14 protein-coding genes are annotated in these 18,177 nt (G+C 66.3%); all 14 read right to left on the bottom strand.

Annotation, left to right across the window (positions count from 1 at the left end; translation table 11 throughout):
• Positions 1–232 precede the first annotated feature (232 nt).
• The 14 genes from BCY78_RS03880 to BCY78_RS03820 all read right to left on the bottom strand — a co-directional run bounded on the left by BCY78_RS03880 (position 233) and on the right by BCY78_RS03820 (position 18,077).
• Entirely contained in the window at positions 233–811 is a 579-nt protein-coding gene (locus BCY78_RS03880) for a histidine phosphatase family protein (RefSeq protein ID WP_068298126.1), read from the bottom strand.
• Positions 812–815: 4 nt separating this feature from the next.
• A complete protein-coding gene (locus BCY78_RS03875; RefSeq protein ID WP_083194803.1) occupies positions 816–1,901 on the bottom strand; it encodes an ABC transporter ATP-binding protein in 1,086 nt (361 codons plus the stop codon).
• A 21-nt stretch (positions 1,902–1,922) separates the two neighbouring features.
• Entirely contained in the window at positions 1,923–3,659 is a 1,737-nt protein-coding gene (locus BCY78_RS03870) for an iron ABC transporter permease (protein ID WP_068298124.1), read from the bottom strand.
• Between the two features lie 202 nt (positions 3,660–3,861).
• The gene (locus BCY78_RS03865) at positions 3,862–5,190 is read right to left on the bottom strand and encodes an ABC transporter substrate-binding protein (RefSeq protein WP_068298121.1); all 1,329 of its coding nucleotides are present in this window, start codon (positions 5,188–5,190) and stop codon (positions 3,862–3,864) included.
• 143 nt (positions 5,191–5,333) lie between these two features.
• Positions 5,334–6,578: a sigma-54 dependent transcriptional regulator gene (locus tag BCY78_RS03860; protein ID WP_068298118.1), complete on the bottom strand. Its 1,245-nt coding sequence runs from the start codon at positions 6,576–6,578 to the stop codon at positions 5,334–5,336.
• Complete coding sequence (locus BCY78_RS03855) at positions 6,571–8,547, bottom strand: sensor histidine kinase (protein ID WP_068298114.1); 1,977 nt, start codon at positions 8,545–8,547, stop codon at positions 6,571–6,573. The genes BCY78_RS03860 and BCY78_RS03855 overlap by 8 nt, the downstream gene beginning before the upstream one ends.
• Positions 8,544–9,806 (bottom strand): ABC transporter substrate-binding protein, encoded by a 1,263-nt coding sequence (locus tag BCY78_RS03850; RefSeq protein ID WP_068298109.1) that lies wholly within the window; start codon positions 9,804–9,806, stop codon positions 8,544–8,546. Before BCY78_RS03850 ends, BCY78_RS03855 begins: the two co-directional genes overlap by 4 nt.
• Before the next feature lie 139 nt (positions 9,807–9,945).
• A complete protein-coding gene (locus BCY78_RS25515; protein WP_158515896.1) occupies positions 9,946–10,122 on the bottom strand; it encodes a hypothetical protein in 177 nt (58 codons plus the stop codon).
• Between the two features lie 75 nt (positions 10,123–10,197).
• A complete protein-coding gene (locus tag BCY78_RS03845) occupies positions 10,198–11,577 on the bottom strand; it encodes an ammonium transporter (RefSeq protein WP_068298106.1) in 1,380 nt (459 codons plus the stop codon).
• A gap of 488 nt (positions 11,578–12,065) precedes the next feature.
• Complete coding sequence (purU, locus tag BCY78_RS03840) at positions 12,066–12,950, bottom strand: formyltetrahydrofolate deformylase (protein ID WP_068298103.1); 885 nt, start codon at positions 12,948–12,950, stop codon at positions 12,066–12,068.
• 101 nt (positions 12,951–13,051) lie between these two features.
• Positions 13,052–13,606, bottom strand: coding sequence for a sarcosine oxidase subunit gamma (locus BCY78_RS03835; RefSeq protein WP_068298102.1), 555 nt, complete (start codon positions 13,604–13,606; stop codon positions 13,052–13,054).
• Positions 13,599–16,538, bottom strand: coding sequence for a sarcosine oxidase subunit alpha family protein (locus BCY78_RS03830; protein ID WP_068298100.1), 2,940 nt, complete (start codon positions 16,536–16,538; stop codon positions 13,599–13,601). Before BCY78_RS03830 ends, BCY78_RS03835 begins: the two co-directional genes overlap by 8 nt.
• The gene (locus tag BCY78_RS03825; protein WP_068298097.1) at positions 16,535–16,816 is read right to left on the bottom strand and encodes a sarcosine oxidase subunit delta; all 282 of its coding nucleotides are present in this window, start codon (positions 16,814–16,816) and stop codon (positions 16,535–16,537) included. The genes BCY78_RS03830 and BCY78_RS03825 overlap by 4 nt, the downstream gene beginning before the upstream one ends.
• A 10-nt stretch (positions 16,817–16,826) precedes the next feature.
• Positions 16,827–18,077 carry a sarcosine oxidase subunit beta family protein gene (locus tag BCY78_RS03820; RefSeq protein WP_068298094.1) on the bottom strand — a complete coding sequence of 417 codons (1,251 nt, stop codon included), beginning with the start codon at positions 18,075–18,077 and terminating at the stop codon, positions 16,827–16,829.
• Between the last annotated feature and the right edge of the window lie 100 nt (positions 18,078–18,177).

The raw sequence follows: 18,177 nt of genomic DNA, 5'->3' as shown, positions 1-18,177 counted from the left end.
TCAAAGAAGTTTCTTGGCAGTGATATTTTTCTGCAAAATCATCGCGATGATGGCATCCAGTAGAATTTTCTTCCCCTCAGGAAAGAACCACTTCCGGCCGACAACTGGCCAAATCCTGCAGAATCATCAGGCCACTTGCGCCGATTCCCGGCTCCCGCGACGCGGGTTGAGGCGGGCAATCCCATGAAAAAACCCCGACACGAGGCCGGGGTCCTGTGGAATGTATCGCGCCTCAGCTCAGCACGTGCTCCACCCCATCGGCAACACGGATCACGACCCCTTGCGGGGCCTCAAGCCGATGCCATTCCGCGGGTGTCAGGCCCTGCAACAAGCCTCGCATGACGATCAGGACGACCTTGTGGGCCACGATGATCGTCGGCCCCTCAAGACCGGCCAGAAAATCCTCAACCCGGCGCTGAACGCCGGCCAGCCCCTCGCCCCCCGGCGCAAGGTCATAAAGGTCCAGATCACTGTGACAGCGCGCGGCAAGGTCAGGCCAACCGGCCTGGCGCTCGACGGGGGTGAGGCCTTCCCAATCACCGCAGGCGATCTCGCTCAGCCGCGGCTCGATCTGGTGCGGCCGGTTCGGGACGGCGAGGCTGGCCGTGACGCGCACACGCTCAAGCGGGCTGACAAAGACCGGCAGCGACGCCACCTCCTCGCCGAGCCGATCCAGGATCGTGCGCATCGCCAGCGCCTGCTGCCGACCCTTCGCGGTCAGCGGCGAATCCAGACTGCCCTGAATGCGGCCGCTATGGTTCCATTCCGTCTCGCCATGGCGCAGCAGAAACAGCGTCGGAGCCTGCGTCATGGGATCAGGCCCCCCGCGGGATCAGAACGGCATCCCGGGTATTCGCGGCCAGATGGACGCCGGTGCCCGGATCCAGCCAGACCTCGCCGGCGCGATGGCTTTGATCGACGACGATCTCGGTCCCTGCTGCACGGACGAGGTACCGCACCTGGCTGCCAAGGAACTCGCGGTGCAAGATCTCGCCCTGAAGCGTGTCGGGCGCGCTGACCTGCTCGATACGGATGTTCTGCGGCCTGAGCACGATGTTCGACGGCCCCGCCGTGCCTTCGGCCGGAAGGTGAAGCACATCACCGGTCGCCGTGCGGAACAGCGCGCCGTCGCTGCCAATCTCGACCTGCCCTTCGAGGATGTTCGCAGTGCCGAGGAAGCGCGCCACGAACAGGTTCACCGGACGGTCGTACAGCTCTTGCGGGCTGCCGATCTGCTGGATCACGCCGCCATCCAGGACCGCCATGCGGTCGGCAGTGGTGTTGGCCTCTTCCTGATCATGGGTCACGAAGATCGTCGTCAGTCCCAGCTTGCGCTGCAGGGCCAGCAATTCGCGCCGCATCTGCACGCGCAGCGAGGCATCAAGGTTCGACAAAGGCTCGTCCAGCAGCAGCACTTTCGGCTGGATCACCACGGTCCGTGCCAAGGCAATCCGCTGCTGCTGCCCGCCCGAGAGCTGGTTCGGCATGCGGTCGGCCAGATGGGACAGACCAACCAGCGCCAGTGCCTCGTCGACCCGGCTGCGGATCTCCTTGGCAGGCACCTTGCGCTCTTGCAGGCCGAAAGCGACGTTCTCGCGCACCGACATATGCGGCCACAGCGCATAGGACTGGAACACCATGCCGACATCGCGCTTCCAGGGCGGCAGTGTCGCCACCTCGCGACCGCCGATCAGGATCTCGCCCTTGGGCTGCGGGCCGAAACCCGCGATGGCGCGCAGCAGCGTCGACTTGCCCGAGCCCGACGGGCCGAGGAAGGCGAAGAACTCGCCCGGTCGGATCGACAGGTTGATGCCGGTCAGCACCTTGGTGTCGCCGAAGGACAGGTGCAGGTCGCGGATCTCGATGCCGGCCATGTCGGCGGCTTTCTGTTCAAGTGTCATGTGGTTCTCCCTGTCACGCGGTCAGTCGCGACCTGCGGTGCGAAGTTTCTTGTCCCGTTCGATGATAATCTGCGACAGCACGGTCCCGAGGGCGACGATGACCACCGCCAGAACCCCCAGCGCGGCCCCTGCCCCGCGTCCCGAGGGCGTCTGCATGAACAGGTAGATGCCATAGGCCAGCGGGCTGTCGCGTTCGGCCGAGACCAGCATGATCGTCGCCGACAGCTCGACAGCGGCGGTGGCGAAGCTGGTGACGAAGCCGGCGAGAATTCCGCCCGTCATCAGCGGGACGACAACCCGGCGGATCGTGCGGAACTTGCTGGCGCCGAGGCTCTCGGCCGCTTCCTCCAGCGCGAGGCTGACCTGTTGCAGCGCGGCCATGCAGGCCCGCAGCGCATAGGGCAGCCGACGGATCATCAGGGCAATGGCGATGATCACCCACCAGCTGGCCAACGGCTTGCCGACGAAGGGCACATCCACATCCTGGAAGGTCCGCAGATAGCCGATGCCCAGCACCACGCCCGGCACGGCCAGCGCCGCGGTCGCCATGTAATCCAGCCATTTGCGGCCCGCGATGCCGGTGCGCAGGACGATATAGGCAATGGCGGTGCCGAGGATCACGTCCAGCGTCGCTGCAAGACCCGCATAGAGCAGCGTGTTCATCACATATTGCTGCGAGCCCTCCCACATGCGGATGTAGTTGTCGAAGGTGTAGGCGTCCGGCAGCGGGGCGAAGGACCAGATCGTGCCGAAGGACAAAAGCAGCAGGCCGATATGCGGCGACAGCACGATCAGCAGGATGAAGATCACCACGCCATAGGCGAGGATCTTTTCGCGCAGCGCGAGGTCACGCTTGGCCAAGCCGCCGCCGCCCTTCTGCACCGTGGCGTAATCCTTGCCGCGCATCACCAGGAACGAGGCCCAGAGCGACAGGATCGAGAAGGCCACAAGGATCACCGAGATCACGTATCCCATCGGATCGTTCAGGCCGACCGAGGTGATGCGCAGGAAGGCCTGCGGCGCCAGCATGTTGTTGACGTTCAGCAAAAGCGGCGTGCCGAGGTCGTCGAACACCTTGATGAACACCAGCGCGGCCCCGGCGATATAGCCGGGCGTCGCCAGCGGAAAGACGATGCGGCGGAACAGACGCAACCCATGCGCGCCGAGGTTCTGCGCGGCTTCCTCCATCGAGCGGTCGATGTTGCGCAGGCTGGCCGAGAGGTTGATCAGGATGAACGGGAAATAGTGGATCGACTGAACCAGGATCACGCCGTTCAGCCCCTCCATGAAGGGCAGGGTGAACCCGAAATGCTCGCGCAGTAGCAGGTTGATCGTCCCGTTCCGGCCAAAGATCAGCTGCATCGCCACGGCGCCCACGAATGGCGGCATGATCAGCGGAATGAAGCCAAGGCTCTGGATCAGGATCGAGCCCGAGAAGTTGAACCGCGTGGTGATATAGGCCAGCGGCAGGGCGATCACGGTCGCCACGACCACCGAAATGGCCGAGACGTAGAACGAGTTGAAAAAGCTCTGCCGGAACAGCGCCGAGCCGAAGAAATCGCCGAAATTGTTCAGCGTCAGCGCGCCGCTCGCCGGGTCCTGAAAGGCGACGGTGATCACCTGAAGAACCGGGAAGATCAGGAAGCCGAACAGGATGAGGGCGATGAACAGGCCGACCATCGCGATCGGGCTGAGCCGCGGAAACAGGAAGGCGGGAAGCCGGTCCGCGAACGATGCGGGATGGGGACCTTTGGTCATGGTCTGCTCCGGTTGGGTCAAGGCGGCAGGCAAAGCCGCGCCCGGCAGGGCGCGCCCTGTCCTTGATGGTCGGAAGGTCGGGAAAAGGGCCATGTCCCGCGCCGTGTCCGGCCGCCGGGATCATGGTGGGGCAAGGCGGCCATCGAGGGGCGACCGCCTTGCCTGTCGCGGGACGATGGAGCGTCCCGCGAACCCCGGGCGCTTACATCGCCGCGGCCTGTTCGGCCAGCTCACGAGCGCGGGCGTAGTTCTGCACGACGAAGGCGTCCCATTGCTGTTCCAGCTCGGCCTGACGCTGCTCCACCTGATCGCTGGCGGCACGGCGGGTCGCCGTGAAGGCGCCGCTGAACGCCGGATCGAGGCTTTGCTCTTCGGTGATCGGCATCGCTTCGATCAGCGCACGGGCCTCGGCGATCAGCGCGGCCGCTTCGGCGTTCGCGCCATCGGCGTGACGCTCCTCGGCCATCTGCACGGCGCGCACGGCGGCCCGCAGATCATCGAGGCGATAGGTGATCATCACGTCAAACAGCGAGCTGACCACGTAATACCGCGCGCCCGAGGTATCGACGTCGAACAGGACTTCCGCGCCGATCGAGGTGTCCTCGAACGGGTTCGGCAGGCCTTCCGGCGCGGCCTCGTAGGCGGCGGGGTTCACCGGCAGACGCATGATCGCCGGGTCGAACAAGGTTTCCTGACCGGCGGGCGAGAGCAGGAATTCGACGAAGGCACGGGCCCCGTCCGGGTTCGGCGCGTTCTCGACGACACCGACATTGGCCGGCACCAGCGCGGTCACCGTCGGATAGGCAAAATCGACCGGGAAGCCCGAGGCGCGCGACGAGAAGCCGAAGAAGTCGATGACGATCCCCAGCCCGAAGTTGCCGGTGTTCACCCCGTCCGGCACGCCGAACGAGCGCTCGGTCACGCTGGCAAAGTTGCCGGCGATCCATTTCCACTCGGCCCAGCCCTGTTCCCAGCCTTCGCCTTGCAGCACGGTCTCGACGGTCAGGTGCGTGGTGCCCGAGCGCGACGGCGCGGACATGCCGACATGGCCGAAGTATTCGGGCCGCGCCAGATCGGACCATTCGCGAGCCGGCTCCAGCCCGTTCGCGTCCATGTAGCGGGTGTTCCACATGATCCCGTAGCCGGACGCGGCGAAACCGTAATAGAAGCCGTCCGGATCATTCACCGGATAGGCCCCGATCATGTCCGGGATGCCTTCGGTCGAGATGCCGGCATGGGCCAGCAGGTGATTGGACTTCAGCACCTCGAAGGCATCCGGGGCCGAGGCCCAGAACACGTCGGCGGTGTTGTTGCTGGCGATCTCCTGAATATAGCGCACGCCCGACGAGGTGCTGCGGTTCAGGATCTCGAGGTCGTATTCCGGGTGGGCGGCTTCGAAAGCGGCTTCGATGACCGAGGTCATGTCGTCGGGGAACGACGTCACGACAACCACCGAGCCTTCGGCCCAGGCAGCGGTCGAGGTAGATGCAAGAACGAGCGCGGCGGCCGTTCCCTTCAAGGTGTTGCGCATGGTCTCCTCCCATTTGCGACGCACGTGGCGGTCAGCATCGGTAGGACATGACGAAATTTTGCGCAAACTATTAAAATTACTGGCAAATATCCGCCTGATTGGGTCAGAAGTGACACGCGGAACGGGTCACTTCTGACCCGCATTCACAATCCGCAGGCCTTCATCCGCAGGTACAGGCGCTTGCGCGGGATGCCTAGGGATTCGGCGGCTTCGGCCTTCCGCCCGCCCGCGCGGCGCAGGGCATTCAGCAAAAGCTCCGTCTCGAACAGGCGCATCGCGGTGTCGTAATCCTGCGCCTCGTCGGGCGGGGGCGGCCGGTCGCGCAGCGAGACGCTGAGACCGATCACCATGCGCTCGACCACGCTTTTCAACTCGCGCAGGTTCCCCGGCCAGTCATGCGCTCGCAGCTGGCGCAGATCGGTGGCCGGCACCACGGGGAAGGGCCGGTTATGCCGCGCGACCGAATCCCGGACGAAATGCTCGAACAGGAAGTAGAAGTCCTCGTCCCGCTCGCGCAGCGGCGGCACCGCGATCTCGGCCAGATTCAGCCGCAGGAGAATGTCGCGCAGATCCTCTGCCGCTTCGCCCGGGCTGGCGGAGGCGATGATCCGGCAACGCCCGACGCCTGAACGGCCGGTCAGCAGCGTCAGCAGGCGCGATTGCAGCGGCTCCCGGATCGAGGCCAATCGGTCGATGAACAACGTCCCCTCGGCGGCCAGCGCCAGCACCCCGGCCCGATCGCCGCCACCATGCATCGTGTCCTCGAAGTTCGCTTCGGTGAGAGCAGCGCCGCTGATCGTCACGAAATCGCCCTTGGTCCCGGCGAAATCATGGATGACGCGGGCAATGCTCTCGCGCTCGGTTCCGGGTTCGCCGACCAGCAACACGTCAATCGCGGTATCGGCCACCGCCACCACCTCGCGGCGCAGCGCCTTCACCGGCTCGGACCGGCCAAGGATGCGCGCACGGATATCGGTGCCACGCGCGATCCGGGCGCGCAGGCGACGGTTCTCCAGCACCAGCGCCCGCGCATCCAGCGCGCGTTTCACGGTCGCCGTCAGAACCTCGGGCGGGGTGGGTTTTTCCAGGAAGTCGAAGGCTCCGCCGCGTGTCGCCGCCACGGCTGCCGGGATATCGCCATGGCCAGTGATCAGGATCACCGGCACGGCGGGCGCGGCTTTGCGGATCTCCGTCAGCAACTCCTGACCGCTCATCCCGGGCATGCGCAGATCGGACAGCACGATCCCCTCGAATTCAGGGTCGAGGCTGTTGAGCAGCGCCTTTCCGCCGTCGAACCCCTGCGCGTCGAAGCCAGCCTTGATCAGCATCTCCAGCATCGCGGCGAGGAAGTCGGCATCGTCATCAACGACATAGACCTGCTTAGGCATGGCTCTCTCCGTCCTTCTGTCGGGGCAGGCGCAGGCGCGCCTCGGCCCCTGGAACCCCCTCTCGCGGCGCCAGAGACAGATCGCCCCCCATGTCCCGCGCGATGTTGTAGGAAATCGACAGGCCCAACCCCATGCCGCGTCCGGCCTGCTTGGTCGAGACGAAGGGCATCAGCGCCGCCTCGGGGTCCAGATCGCCCAACCCGATGCCGGTATCGCGCACGACGAGATCCCAGAACGCCCCCTCGTCCTGCGCCGAGACTTCGATCCGGCGACGAGCAGAGGGGACGTCGGGGCCAAGATCGACCACCGCGTCGATGGCATTGGTCAGGATGTTCAGCACGACCTGCTCGGTTAGGATCGGGTCGCCCGTGACCCGTGCCCCGGGCAGGGAGAGATCGGTCTCCAGCACGATCCCCGCCTCGCGCAGGCGCGGCTCCAGCAGAGCCACCGCATGGCCGACCACCTCGTCCAGTTGCAAAGTCGCGCGCTCGAACCGGCCACGGCGGGCGAAGCGGCGCAGATGCTGGACGATGCGCTGGATTCGCTCGGAAAGGGCCGTTACCAGATCCGCCTGCCGCGTGACTTCGGCCAGATCGCCGGTGCGCGCCGCATCGGACAACAGGCTCATCCGGTAGCTCATCGCACCGAGCGGCTGGTTGATCTCGTGGCTGATCCCCGCCGACAGCGCCCCCAGCGCCGCCATCTTGCCGGCCTGAACCAGTTCATCCTGTGTGCGGCGCAGATCCTCGATGGCGGTGTCGCGCGCCTGAATCGCGCGCTGGAATTCTCCGACCGCGAAGGACAGCCGCTCCAGATCGTCCCCGTCCTGCGGGCCGGCCTGGGCCTCGGCGGTGGCCATCAGCCGATCGGTGAGCGAGCGCAGCGGCACCACGATCCGCGTGCGGATCAGCCTGTCGACCCCCAGCGCGCCCAGCCCCACCACCAGCGCCGTCACCGCGACCAGCCAGATCGTCGTCGTGGTGATCCGGTGGGCCGAGGCCTCGATCCGGGTCAGCACCGCCTCGCGTTCGGTGTTGGACAAATCGCCCAACCGTGCCTGCAGCGCGTCGATCTCGTCCAGCGTGGCGGTGATCGCGGCATAGGCATCGTCCCGCGCCGCGATCCAGCGCAAACGATGGTCGAGCAGCGACCCCTCGCCATCAAACAGCACGAACAGCCGGTCGATGGATTGCCGCAACGTGACCAATTCCGGCGCATCGGGAAGGGCCAGCAACCGCTCGTTCAGCCGGGCGCGGAAATCGTGCAAAAGGGTCGCCAGTTGCGAGATGCGCTCCGCATCGTCGGCGACCGCGACCTGCACCACCAGAGTCATCGCCGTCGCGGCGTCCGAACCGATCTCGGCGAAGATGTCGCGTCGCGCACGCTCGTCCCCGATGATCGTGGCCAGCGTCGCGCGTTCGGCGGCATCGTCGGATTGCCAGAGTTCCAACATGCGCGAGGCGATGTTGTAGTCGAAATCGCGCAGCACCGGCTCGACCTCGTCCTGAATGTCGACGTTAAGCCAGCGCAGGGCCTCGATCTGCGCGTTGATCTGCCCCGAAAGGTCCAGCTGTGCCTCGGCCGCGGCCACCGCTTCGCGCAGGCTGCGGCCCAACGCGCCGTCGGCGATGGGATCAACGGCCTCAGCCCCGACGGCGCGCCCGGCGCCCAGGCTGTCACGGATGGCTGCGCCGATGGTGCGGGTCTCGGCCACGAAGGCGTCCTCGCCGGTCTGCCCCGACAGGACCGAGGTCGCCAGCGTGGCGAGGTCCGCCGAATGCCGCGACAGCTCGCCCACCAGCACCAGTCTTGGCACTTCGTTATCGACCATGCCCCGGTAATTGCGCTGTGCCTCCCACAACAGAAAGATCGCCACGGCGAGGTTTGCCCAGAGCAGCAGCACGATCACGCCGACCAGCAACAGAAGGCGCCGCCAGACGCTGCGCCGGGGCTTCAGCACGCTCTTCATGGCTGACGTTCCTCCATCGCGGCCAAGGCCCCGTCGATCGCCGCCAACTGGCCAATGATGCGGTCCTCCCAATTGCGGATCAGCGCGCGCTGCGCCACGGGCAGGTCGGTCAGCTCCATGACGCGGCTGACGGCGGGACTGCGGTCAAGGTTCAGCACCTCGCTTTCGCTGACCGGCAGGCGCAGCAGCTGTCGCGCCACCAGTTCGAGATCATGCTCGCCCGCCCGGCCCCGCAAGGCATCCAGCCGCGCCCAGAGCGCCCGCCGTTCATCCAACCGATTGGTGATGGCGAGATCGAACAGCACGTTGACGGCCCAGAACCGGTCCGAGGCCAGCCCGGCATTGTAGTGCAGCCAGCGCGAGCGCAGGGCGGTGGTGATCTCGGCCGGGATCAGGTCTCCGGCTTCGTCGCGGATTGGGGCCGAGGCCGGGATGCGCCCGATGCCTGGCTCCAAGAGCAGCCGCTGCCCCGCGTCGCCCGTGACCAGCGTCAGGAAGGCGCAGCCCCGATCGGGTGCTCCCGCGCCGGACAGCACGCCGATCTGTGCCGGGAACAGCACCGCCGGGGTGCCGTAGTGGAACACCAACTCGGGCTGCGACGAGCCGGCAAGGAAGTCGATGGTCAGCCCCAGCCCGAACCGCCCGCTGCGCACGCCATCCGTGACCGCAAAGCTGCGCGACGTGACGGTCGAGAGGTTGCGCGCCAGTCCCAGCAGAAAGCCCCAGCCGTCGTTCCAGCCGCGCACCTGCAAGAAACGCTCGACCAGCATATGCGAGGTGCCCGACCGCGACGGAGGCGCCATGCCGATCTGCCCTTCATAGGTCGTGGCCAGCAGGTCGTCCCATTGCTGCGGCACTGAAAGCGTGGAATCGCGCCGGCTTGTCCACCCGATCGAGGAGATGGCGAAGGGCGCATAGCCCGCCTCGCCCGCCGCCGTGCAGGCCCCTCCCCCGGCGAAACGTCCGTCGCGATCAAGGATCTCGAAGGCCTCGGGCGAGGAGGCCCAGAAGATGTCAAAGGCCCGCGCATTGCCGCGCATCAATTCCTCGACGGCGGCGATGGTGTTCTTGTTGAGGACCAGCACCTCGGTCTGCGGATGCTCGGCGCGGAAGGCCTCGACCAGGGGTTCGGTCGTCGCCGGGGGCAGAGAGGTCAGGATGCGCAGGACATCGCCGCGCGCGGGCGCTGCCAAGGCGCCAAGGCACAGCACAAGCGCCGCGCCCACGACGCTGCGCGCAATGAGATCCCTTCGCCCCATCCTCGCGATCCGCTCCCTGCCGGCCTCCGGTTCCCTGCCGTCGGGGTTACATCAACCACGGCTGCGCGCGCGATGGAACTGGATGCGTGAAGGCGCGTGTCATTTCTGACACGCGCCCCCGGGCCGCGATGGTGGCGGTTCAGTGCTTGGACTTGGCTGCCTCGTAGGCGTGTTTCTCGTGCCTCCAGCCAAGGATGATGGCGGCGACGACGAAGGCGAGGCACAGGGCCAGCCAGAAGCCTTCGACACTGCCGTAGCCGGTGAAAATCGCCCCGGTGATCCCGTCCCAGGTGGTGGCTTCAAAAGGCGCTTCCATAGTGTCGTCCTTTCCGTTGTGAGGGGTCGTGTTGCGTGATGGCACCGGCGGCGAGGGCCGCCGGGCCGGGTGGGCTCATTCGGCCGGGCTGACCGAGGGGTTGATCGCTTCGGGATAGGCCTGCGAGGGCACTTTCACCGCATCGAGGCCCAGGATCTCGGCCTCTTCCGGAACGCGCAGCTGGCCCGTCACCTTCAGGATCAGCGACACGACATAGCCGGGGACGAAGCCCAGAAGCCCCATCACCACCGCGCCGACCAACTGGCCGATGAAGCTGGTGGCGACCACGTCCTCGCCTGCCAGAGCCGGATAGCCCTGCGCGGCGATGCCGACGGCCAGCAGACCCCACATCCCGAGGAACCCGTGCACCGCGAAGGCGCCGACGGCGTCGTCAATGCCCCGGCGCTCCAGGAACGAGGCCACGAAGGGCATCGAGCTGGCGCCGATGAAGCCGATCGCGAAGGCCATGGGCGGATACCACAGGTCCAGACCCGCCGCGCAGGAGATGATCCCGCCAAGCGCGCCCGACATCATCCAGAAGGGATCGCGGGTGATCATCCATGCGCCGATGATGCCGCCGGCAAAGCCCATGATGGTGTTGAAGGTCATGCCCGACAGGGTCATCGGCGTGCCGTAGATCGTGGCGCTCATCGTCGTCGACCAGCTCCAGGCCTCGCCGGGAACGATGATGCAGGCCATCAGGAAGCCCCAGAAACCGGCGATGATCAGCATCAGGCCGATCAGCGTCATCGGCATCGAATGCCCGGCGATCTGGTTGGCCGAGCCATCCGCGTTGAACTTGCCCAGTCGCGGCCCGAGGTTCAGCAGAACACCCAGCGTGAAGAAGCCCGCGATCATGTGCACGACCCCTGCCGCGCCGAAATCGTGATAGCCCCATTCGGTGACCAGCCAGCCGTCCGAATGCCAGCCCCAGGCGGCGGCGAGGATCCAGATGAAGGCGCCCAGAACGATGGCCAACACGACGAAGCCCGTCAGCCGGATCCGCTCGATCAGCGCGCCCGACAGGATCGACGCGGTGGTGGCGGCGAACAGCACGAAAGCGCCGAAGAACACGCCCGAGGATTTGTCATCGAGGTTCGGCCCCATGAAGGCGGACCATGGCGCGGCGATCTCGTTGGCATAGCCAAAGCCCGAGATGCCCATCGGCCCTTCCGAGCCGGTCAGACCCGTCGGGAAGGCCCAATAGACCCACCAGCCGACGAAATAGAAGAACGGCACGATCATCGCGAAGGCGAGGATGTTCTTGATGCCCGAGGCCAGCGCGTTCTTGGAACGCGAGGCGCCCATCTCGTAGGCCAGGAACCCGGCATGGATCAGCACCATGAGCGGGATCGAGAGGAAGTAATAGGTTTCGGCGAAGATGGCATTGGTCGAAGCGGCACTGGCCTGCAGCTGCGCGACCGTTTCCGCCAGGGTTGTGATGTCCGTTTCCACGTTTGGCTCCCTGTCTCCAAAGGACGGTGTTGCATCCAGTGTCTTGGTTTTTGGTCTGCACCAATTGTGTGAATTGGCTCACTGGATCCCTCGATTTCACGCCCCGACATCACCATGGGTCAATAATTTTTCTTTTCAGGGGCGATCCTGAGGGGTGGTTAAGACGATTCAAGGGCCCTCTCGGGGGCAATGCTGAAGAATTGGGCTGAGACGCGCGAAATGCAGCAAAACAAGGACGCATCGCGGTTGTCGACCAAGGCATGAAGGACCGAATCTGGGGTGAGTCGCCGCATGGAATCAAGCAGCGCGACCGGGGCCGCTGGCCGCAAACCCTGCCGCCCATCACAGTTCAGCCACGCAGAACCAATTGGACCGAATAGACAAATTTGCAGGCGGGGCGCGGCGGCGACGCACGGACATCATGCCACGAGAAAGGGCCGCCTCCGTGTCCCGGAAGGCGGCCCGTCAAGACGGATAGCAAGGGCGCGTCAGCCCATGCGTTCCGAGGCATGCCCGCCGGGCGAAGCGGGGAAGACCACTGTTTTGTTGCCGTTCAGGAAGACCCGGTGATGGATATGCGCGTGGATCGCACGGGCGAAGACCTGCGCCTCCACGTCCCGGCCCAGCGACACGTAATCGTCCGAGCTTTGCGCGTGGGTGATCCGCACGATGTCCTGTTCGATGATCGGCCCCTCGTCCAGATCGGCGGTGACGTAATGTGCCGTGGCCCCGATCAGCTTCACCCCGCGCTGGAAGGCCTGCTTGTAGGGGTTCGCGCCTTTGAAGCTGGGCAGGAAGGAGTGGTGGATGTTGATGATCCGCCCGGACATGCGCTCGCACATCGCGTCCGACAGCACCTGCATGTAGCGCGCCAGCACGACCAGTTCGGCCCCCGTCTCCTCGATCACGCGCAGGATCGCGGCTTCGGCCTGCGGCTTGTTTTCCTTGGTGACCTTGATGCAGTGGAAGGGGATGTCATGGTTCACCACGACCTTCTGGTAATCCATATGGTTCGAGATCACCGCGACGATGTCGATCGGCAAGGCGCCGATACGCCAGCGATAGAGCAGGTCGTTCAGGCAATGCCCGAAACGCGAGACCATGATGACCACTTTCATCTTCTCGGCCTCGTCATGGAAGGCCCAGTCCATGGCGAAGGGCTCGGCCACCTCGGGCATTCCGGCCTGAAGCGCCTCCAGCCCCGCCCCCTCTTCGGAGGAGAACGAGGTCCGCATGAAGAACCGGCCCGTCTCGGGGTCGTCGAATTGCGCGGAATCGGTGATGTTGCAGCCCATCCGCGCAAGATAGGCGGTCAGCGCAGCCACGGCGCCACGGGTGGAACGGCAGGTGACGGTGAGGGCATATTTGGTCATGGCATTTCCCTGGCTGTGAGTGATCGGTCGCGCGCCTTCGGACGCGCGGGCTGAGCTTGGGGTCGTGAGGTATTGATGTCGGGGGCCGAAGCCCCAGAGCGTCAGCCGCGCGCGGATTGTCGTCGGGCGAGAGTGGTCAAGGCGTGCCACAGGCTTTCGGCGGCCGAGCGCATGCCCCAGATCGCCAGCCGGTCGTCACTGCGGCGCAGCAGGTAGACGCCCATGTGTTCGATCACGCTGCGGGTGGCCCGGCCCGGCCCCATCTTGCAAAGATCGAGGTTCACCGCATGTTCGAGAAAGGCCTCGATCGCCTCCGCGCCCTGTGACGATTGCAGCTCGAACAGCACCCAACCATCCGTCTGTTCGGTCAGGGAACAGCCCGGCGCCTGCGGCGCCAGGAACGGGATCGGATCTTCCTGCGCCCGTCCCGGCAGTTCGATGAACCATTGGCCGGGGCCGGTCCAGAAGGCGGCGTGCCCCGCCCCTGCCGCCCAAAAACCGGGTTCAGGCAGGTCCAAAGCCGGTCGCGCCGCGCCGCGCTGGAGGGTCAAGGAGACAAGGCCGGTCTCGGGCATCTCGGTCAGGGTCAGCGCGCCTTGACGGAACTCTTGCGGGGTCGTGGCGCCGAGGGCGCAAAGGGGGATGAGATCAAGCACGCAGGCGGCCTCCTTCGGGATCGACGAAATGCGCAGACACGACTTTCACAGCGACGGATTGGCCCTGAAGCGGGTTGGCGGCGGTGATGACCTCGCCCATCCGCTCATCGCCGCGCTCAAGGAAAGCCAGCCCGATGGATGATCCCACATGCGGCGAATAGGCGGCCGAAGTCACCCAGCCCTGATCGCTGTCCATGCTGGGATGCGCCCCGGCCGTGAACAGATGCGCGCCGGGCGTGACGGTATGCGACGCGTCCAAGGGCACAAGCCCCACCAGCCGCCTTGAATCGTCGCCCAAGCCACCGCGCCGCGACATGACGGCGCCGATCGCGTCCTTCTTCTTGGACACCATCTTGCCCAGCCCCAGCATCTGCGCTGTTGTTTGACCCGTCAGCTCGGCCCCGGCAGCATGGCCCTTTTCGATCCGCATCACGCCAAGCGCCTCGGTTCCGTAGGGCGTGGCGCCCAGATCCGCGCCCAACTCCATCAGCCGCGCCATCAAGGCATTGCCGTAGCGCGCGGGCACCGCCAGCTCATAGGCCAACTCGCCTGAGAACGAGATCCGGAACAGCCGCGCGCGGGTGCCGCCGCAAACGGTCAGCGGGGCGCAGGCCATGAAGGGGAAGGCCTCGTTCGAGAGGTCGAAGCCGTCGACGACACGCTCCAGAAGCGCTCGGGCCTTGGGTCCGGCCACGGCGATCTGCGCCCAGGCATCGGTGGTCGAGATCAGCTGCACATCCAGATCGGGCCACAGGCATTGGCGGGCGAATTCCATCTGCGCATAGACCGGCCCGGCATTGGCGGTGGTCGTCGTGACGACGTAGTGATCCTCGGCCAGCCGGGCGCAGGTGCCATCGTCATAAAGCGTGCCATCCTCGCGCAGCATCAGGCCATAGCGCACCATGCCGACCTTCAGGCTGGCCATCGCATTGGCATAGACCCGGTCGAGGAACAGCCCCGCATCCGCGCCCTGCACGTCGATCTTGCCCAGCGTGGTCACGTCGCACAGACCTACGCCCGAACGGACGGCCAGAACCTCGCGGTCGACCGACTGGCGCCAATACGTCTCGCCGGGGCGGACGAAGTATTGCGCGCGCATCCACGGGCCGACCTCGACGAACACCGCACCCTGCGCCTTGGCCCAAGTGTGGGTCGGCGTCAGGCGGCGGGGACGGAAGTTCGTCCCGGTATCGCCGCCGCCCAGCACCCCTAGCGACACGCCGGTATAGGGCGGGCGGAAGATGGTGGTGCCGGTCTGCGGGATCGATTTGCCGGTCAGCTCGGCCATGACCGCCAGCGCGGTGACATTCGCCGTCTTGCCCTGATCCGTCGCCATGCCCAGCGTGGTCCAGCGTTTCAGATGCTCGACCGGGCGCATGTTCTCCTGATGAGCCAGTGCGATGTCCTTGACCGTCACATCGTTCTGGAAATCAACCCAGGCGCGGCGCTTGCCCGGCACATGCCAGATCGGCGCGGTGTTCTCGGCCCGGGGATGGGCATGCGGCAGGGCCAGCGCCGGGGCCGTCAGCCCCAGATCGGCCAGCGCCTGCACGGCAGCGCGATGACCATCCGCCAAGGCATCGACGGTCGAGCCCTGCCCGGCACAGGCCCCGGCGGCGATCAACCCGCCCGGACCGCCCTGCCCCGGCAGGAAGGCCAACCGCGCCTCGTCCCAGACTGGGCGGCCCCGATGATGCGAGGCCAGATGGACATTCGGATTCCACCCGCCCGAGACGCCAAGCGCGCCGACCGACAGGCTTTCGCTGCCGCCCGAATGCTGCACCGCAATCGACCGCAGCCCCAGCCGTCCGCGCGTCCCGGTGACCATGCCGCCGGCGATGACCCGGTAATCCCCCTGCGCCTCGGACCGCGCGCGAGCGTCGATCACGGCGGCGATGGGCACCCCCTTGGCCATCAGATCGACCGCCGTGCGGTGGCCGTCGTCATTGTTGGTGAAGATCGCGACCGGGCCCTTGGTCCCCGGCGCGGTCGCCCAACGGTTCGCATAGGCGCGCATCGCGCCGGCCAGCATCACGCCCGGACGGTCGTTATCGGCGAAAGGAATGTGCCGCTCCGTCGCGCCGGCGGCCAGCACCGCGCGTTTGGCAGTGATGCGCCACAGCGTTTGCCGAACCAGAGTGCCCGGCGTCGGCAGGTGATCCGCGACCCGCTCGACCGCGCCATAGATCCCGTGGTCATAGGCGCCGAACACCGTGGTGCGGGGCAGGATGCGGACATTGGGCAGCGCGCGCAGTTCGGCCTCGACCGAGGCGATCCATTGCGTCGCGGGGGCGTGGTCCAACAGGTCGCTCTCGGCCATGAGACGCCCGCCGAGGCGGAAATCCTCGTCCGCCAGAACGACGCGCGCGCCTGCACGGCCAGCGGTCAGCGCTGCGGTCAGACCGGCCGCGCCCGCGCCGATGATCAGCAGGTCGCAATGCAGGAAGCCCCGGTCATAGGCATCAGGATCAGCCTGTTCCGACAGCGCCCCCAGCCCCGCCGCGCGACGGATCGCCGGCTCGTACAGCTTTTCCCAGAAGGCCCGGGGCCACATGAAGGTCTTGTAATAGAAACCCGCCGCGAAGAAGGGCGACAGCAGGTCGTTCACCGCCAGCATGTCAAAGCTCAGCGGTCCCACATGGTTCTGACTGCGCGCGCTCAGACCGTCGAACAGCTCGGCCATGGTGGCGCGGGTGTTGGGTTCGGCCCGCGCGCCCTCGCGCAGGGTGACCATGGCGTTGGGTTCCTCGGACCCGGCCGCGACGATGCCGCGCGGGCGGTGGTATTTGAAGCTGCGCCCCACCAGCCGGACGCCATTGGCCAAGAGCGCCGAGGCGAGGGTATCGCCGGGATGGCCGGTGTAGCGCGTCCCGTCAAAGGTGAAGCTCAGGCTCTGGCTGCGGTCGATCAGCCCTCCGGTCAGACGGGTCATGCCACGCCCTCCTTGCGCGCCAAGGCCACGTCGCGGGCCAGTTCGGCCGAGACGATCTCATGCGTCAGCGTGTTGCGGGTGACGACCAGCCACGAGCGGTCGCCCTGTTCGTGGAACCACAATTCGCGGTGCAGGCCGGCGGGGTTGTCGCGCAGATAGACGTAATCGGCCAGCGCGGCCTCGTCGCTGCCCTCGGGCCGGTCGATCAGGCTTGCGTCGCCGAGATAGGTGAATTCCTGCGCGTCGCGCAGGCCGAGAAGGGGGTGCGGGATCAGCATGGGTGCGGTCTCAGTGCAGGTTGGGGCGGGCGCCGACGCCCTTTTCGTCGATGACATGACCGCGCGCGAAGCGGTCCAGCCGGTAGGCCTTGGCCGTCGGATGCGATTGCCCGGTGGCCAAAAGATGCGCGAAGGCAAAGCCCGAGGCCGGGGTCGCCTTGAAGCCGCCGTAACACCAGCCGGCATTCAGATAGAGCCCCTCGACCGGGGTGCGGTCGATGATCGGCGATCCGTCCATCGACATGTCCATCACCCCGCCCCAACTGCGCAGAAGGCGTGCCCGACCGATGCGCGGCATCAGCGCCATGCCGCCTTCCAGCACATCCTCGACGACCGGCAGGTTGCCGCGCTGTGCATAGGAATTGTAGCCGTCGATATCGCCGCCGAAGACCAGCCCGCCCTTGTCCGACTGGCTGACATAGAAATGCCCGGCGCCGAAGGTGATGACCCCGTCAATCGCGGGCTTCAGCCCCTCGGACACGAAGGCCTGCAAGACATGGCTTTCGATGGGCAGGCGCATCCCGGCCTGCGCCATCACGCGAGAGGACGAGCCCGCCACCGCGACGCCGACCTTGCCCGCCGCGATATAACCGCGCGAGGTCTCGACCCCCCGGACCGTGCCATTCTCGATGCGGAAGCCCGTCACCTCGCAGTTCTGGATCAGATCGACCCCGCGCTGATCGGCGGCGCGGGCATAGCCCCAGGCCACGCCGTCATGCCGCGCGGTCCCGGCCCGGCGTTGCAAGAGCCCGCCCTTGATCGGGAAGCGCGCATTGTCGAAATTCAGCCAAGGGTACATCCGGCGCACGCCGTCCTGATCCAGCAGTTCGGCGTCCGCGCCGGACAGGTGCATGGCATTGCCCCGGCGGCGATAGGCGTCGCGCTGGCCGTCGCTGTGGAACAGGTTCAGGATGCCGCGCTGGCTGACCATGGCGTTGAAATTGATCGCCTGCTCCAGCCCTTCCCACAGCTTCATCGAGAATTCGTAGAACGGCTGATTGCCCGGCAGCAGGTAGTTCGAGCGGATGATCGTCGTGTTCCGCCCGATATTGCCTGAGCCCAGCCACCCCTTTTCCAGCACCGCGACGCGGCGGATGCCGTGCACCTCGGCCAGGTAGAACGCGGTGGCCAGACCATGCCCGCCGCCGCCGACGATCACCACGTCATAGCCCGGCTGCGGCTCCGGATCGCGCCACAGCGGACGCCACCCCTTGTGGCCGCGCATGGCCTCGGCAAATACCCGGAATCCGGAGAATTTCATCGACGCGACTCCTTGGTCGTCCTGTTCCTTCCCGGCAGATTAGGCGGGGCGATAGGGTATTTTCTTTCTTGCTACTGTCGTTCTTTTTCTGAATTCTGCC

Origin of the sequence: Pararhodobacter sp. CCB-MM2, from assembly GCF_001691415.1 — a bacterium.
Taxonomy (GTDB): domain Bacteria; phylum Pseudomonadota; class Alphaproteobacteria; order Rhodobacterales; family Rhodobacteraceae; genus Pararhodobacter.
This window is presented reverse-complemented; position numbering and strand designations above follow the sequence as displayed.

Coding starts and splice junctions, on each gene's coding strand:
- BCY78_RS03820 (WP_068298094.1), bottom strand. CDS start 18,077: ATGAAATTCTCCGGATTCCGGGTATTTGCCGAGGCCATGCGCGGCCAC.
- BCY78_RS25515 (WP_158515896.1), bottom strand. CDS start 10,122: ATGGAAGCGCCTTTTGAAGCCACCACCTGGGACGGGATCACCGGGGCG.
- BCY78_RS03870 (WP_068298124.1), bottom strand. CDS start 3,659: ATGACCAAAGGTCCCCATCCCGCATCGTTCGCGGACCGGCTTCCCGCC.
- BCY78_RS03875 (WP_083194803.1), bottom strand. CDS start 1,901: ATGACACTTGAACAGAAAGCCGCCGACATGGCCGGCATCGAGATCCGC.
- BCY78_RS03880 (WP_068298126.1), bottom strand. CDS start 811: ATGACGCAGGCTCCGACGCTGTTTCTGCTGCGCCATGGCGAGACGGAA.
- BCY78_RS03855 (WP_068298114.1), bottom strand. CDS start 8,547: ATGAAGAGCGTGCTGAAGCCCCGGCGCAGCGTCTGGCGGCGCCTTCTG.
- BCY78_RS03860 (WP_068298118.1), bottom strand. CDS start 6,578: ATGCCTAAGCAGGTCTATGTCGTTGATGACGATGCCGACTTCCTCGCC.
- purU (WP_068298103.1), bottom strand. CDS start 12,950: ATGACCAAATATGCCCTCACCGTCACCTGCCGTTCCACCCGTGGCGCC.
- BCY78_RS03830 (WP_068298100.1), bottom strand. CDS start 16,538: ATGACCCGTCTGACCGGAGGGCTGATCGACCGCAGCCAGAGCCTGAGC.
- BCY78_RS03865 (WP_068298121.1), bottom strand. CDS start 5,190: ATGCGCAACACCTTGAAGGGAACGGCCGCCGCGCTCGTTCTTGCATCT.
- BCY78_RS03850 (WP_068298109.1), bottom strand. CDS start 9,806: ATGGGGCGAAGGGATCTCATTGCGCGCAGCGTCGTGGGCGCGGCGCTT.
- BCY78_RS03825 (WP_068298097.1), bottom strand. CDS start 16,816: ATGCTGATCCCGCACCCCCTTCTCGGCCTGCGCGACGCGCAGGAATTC.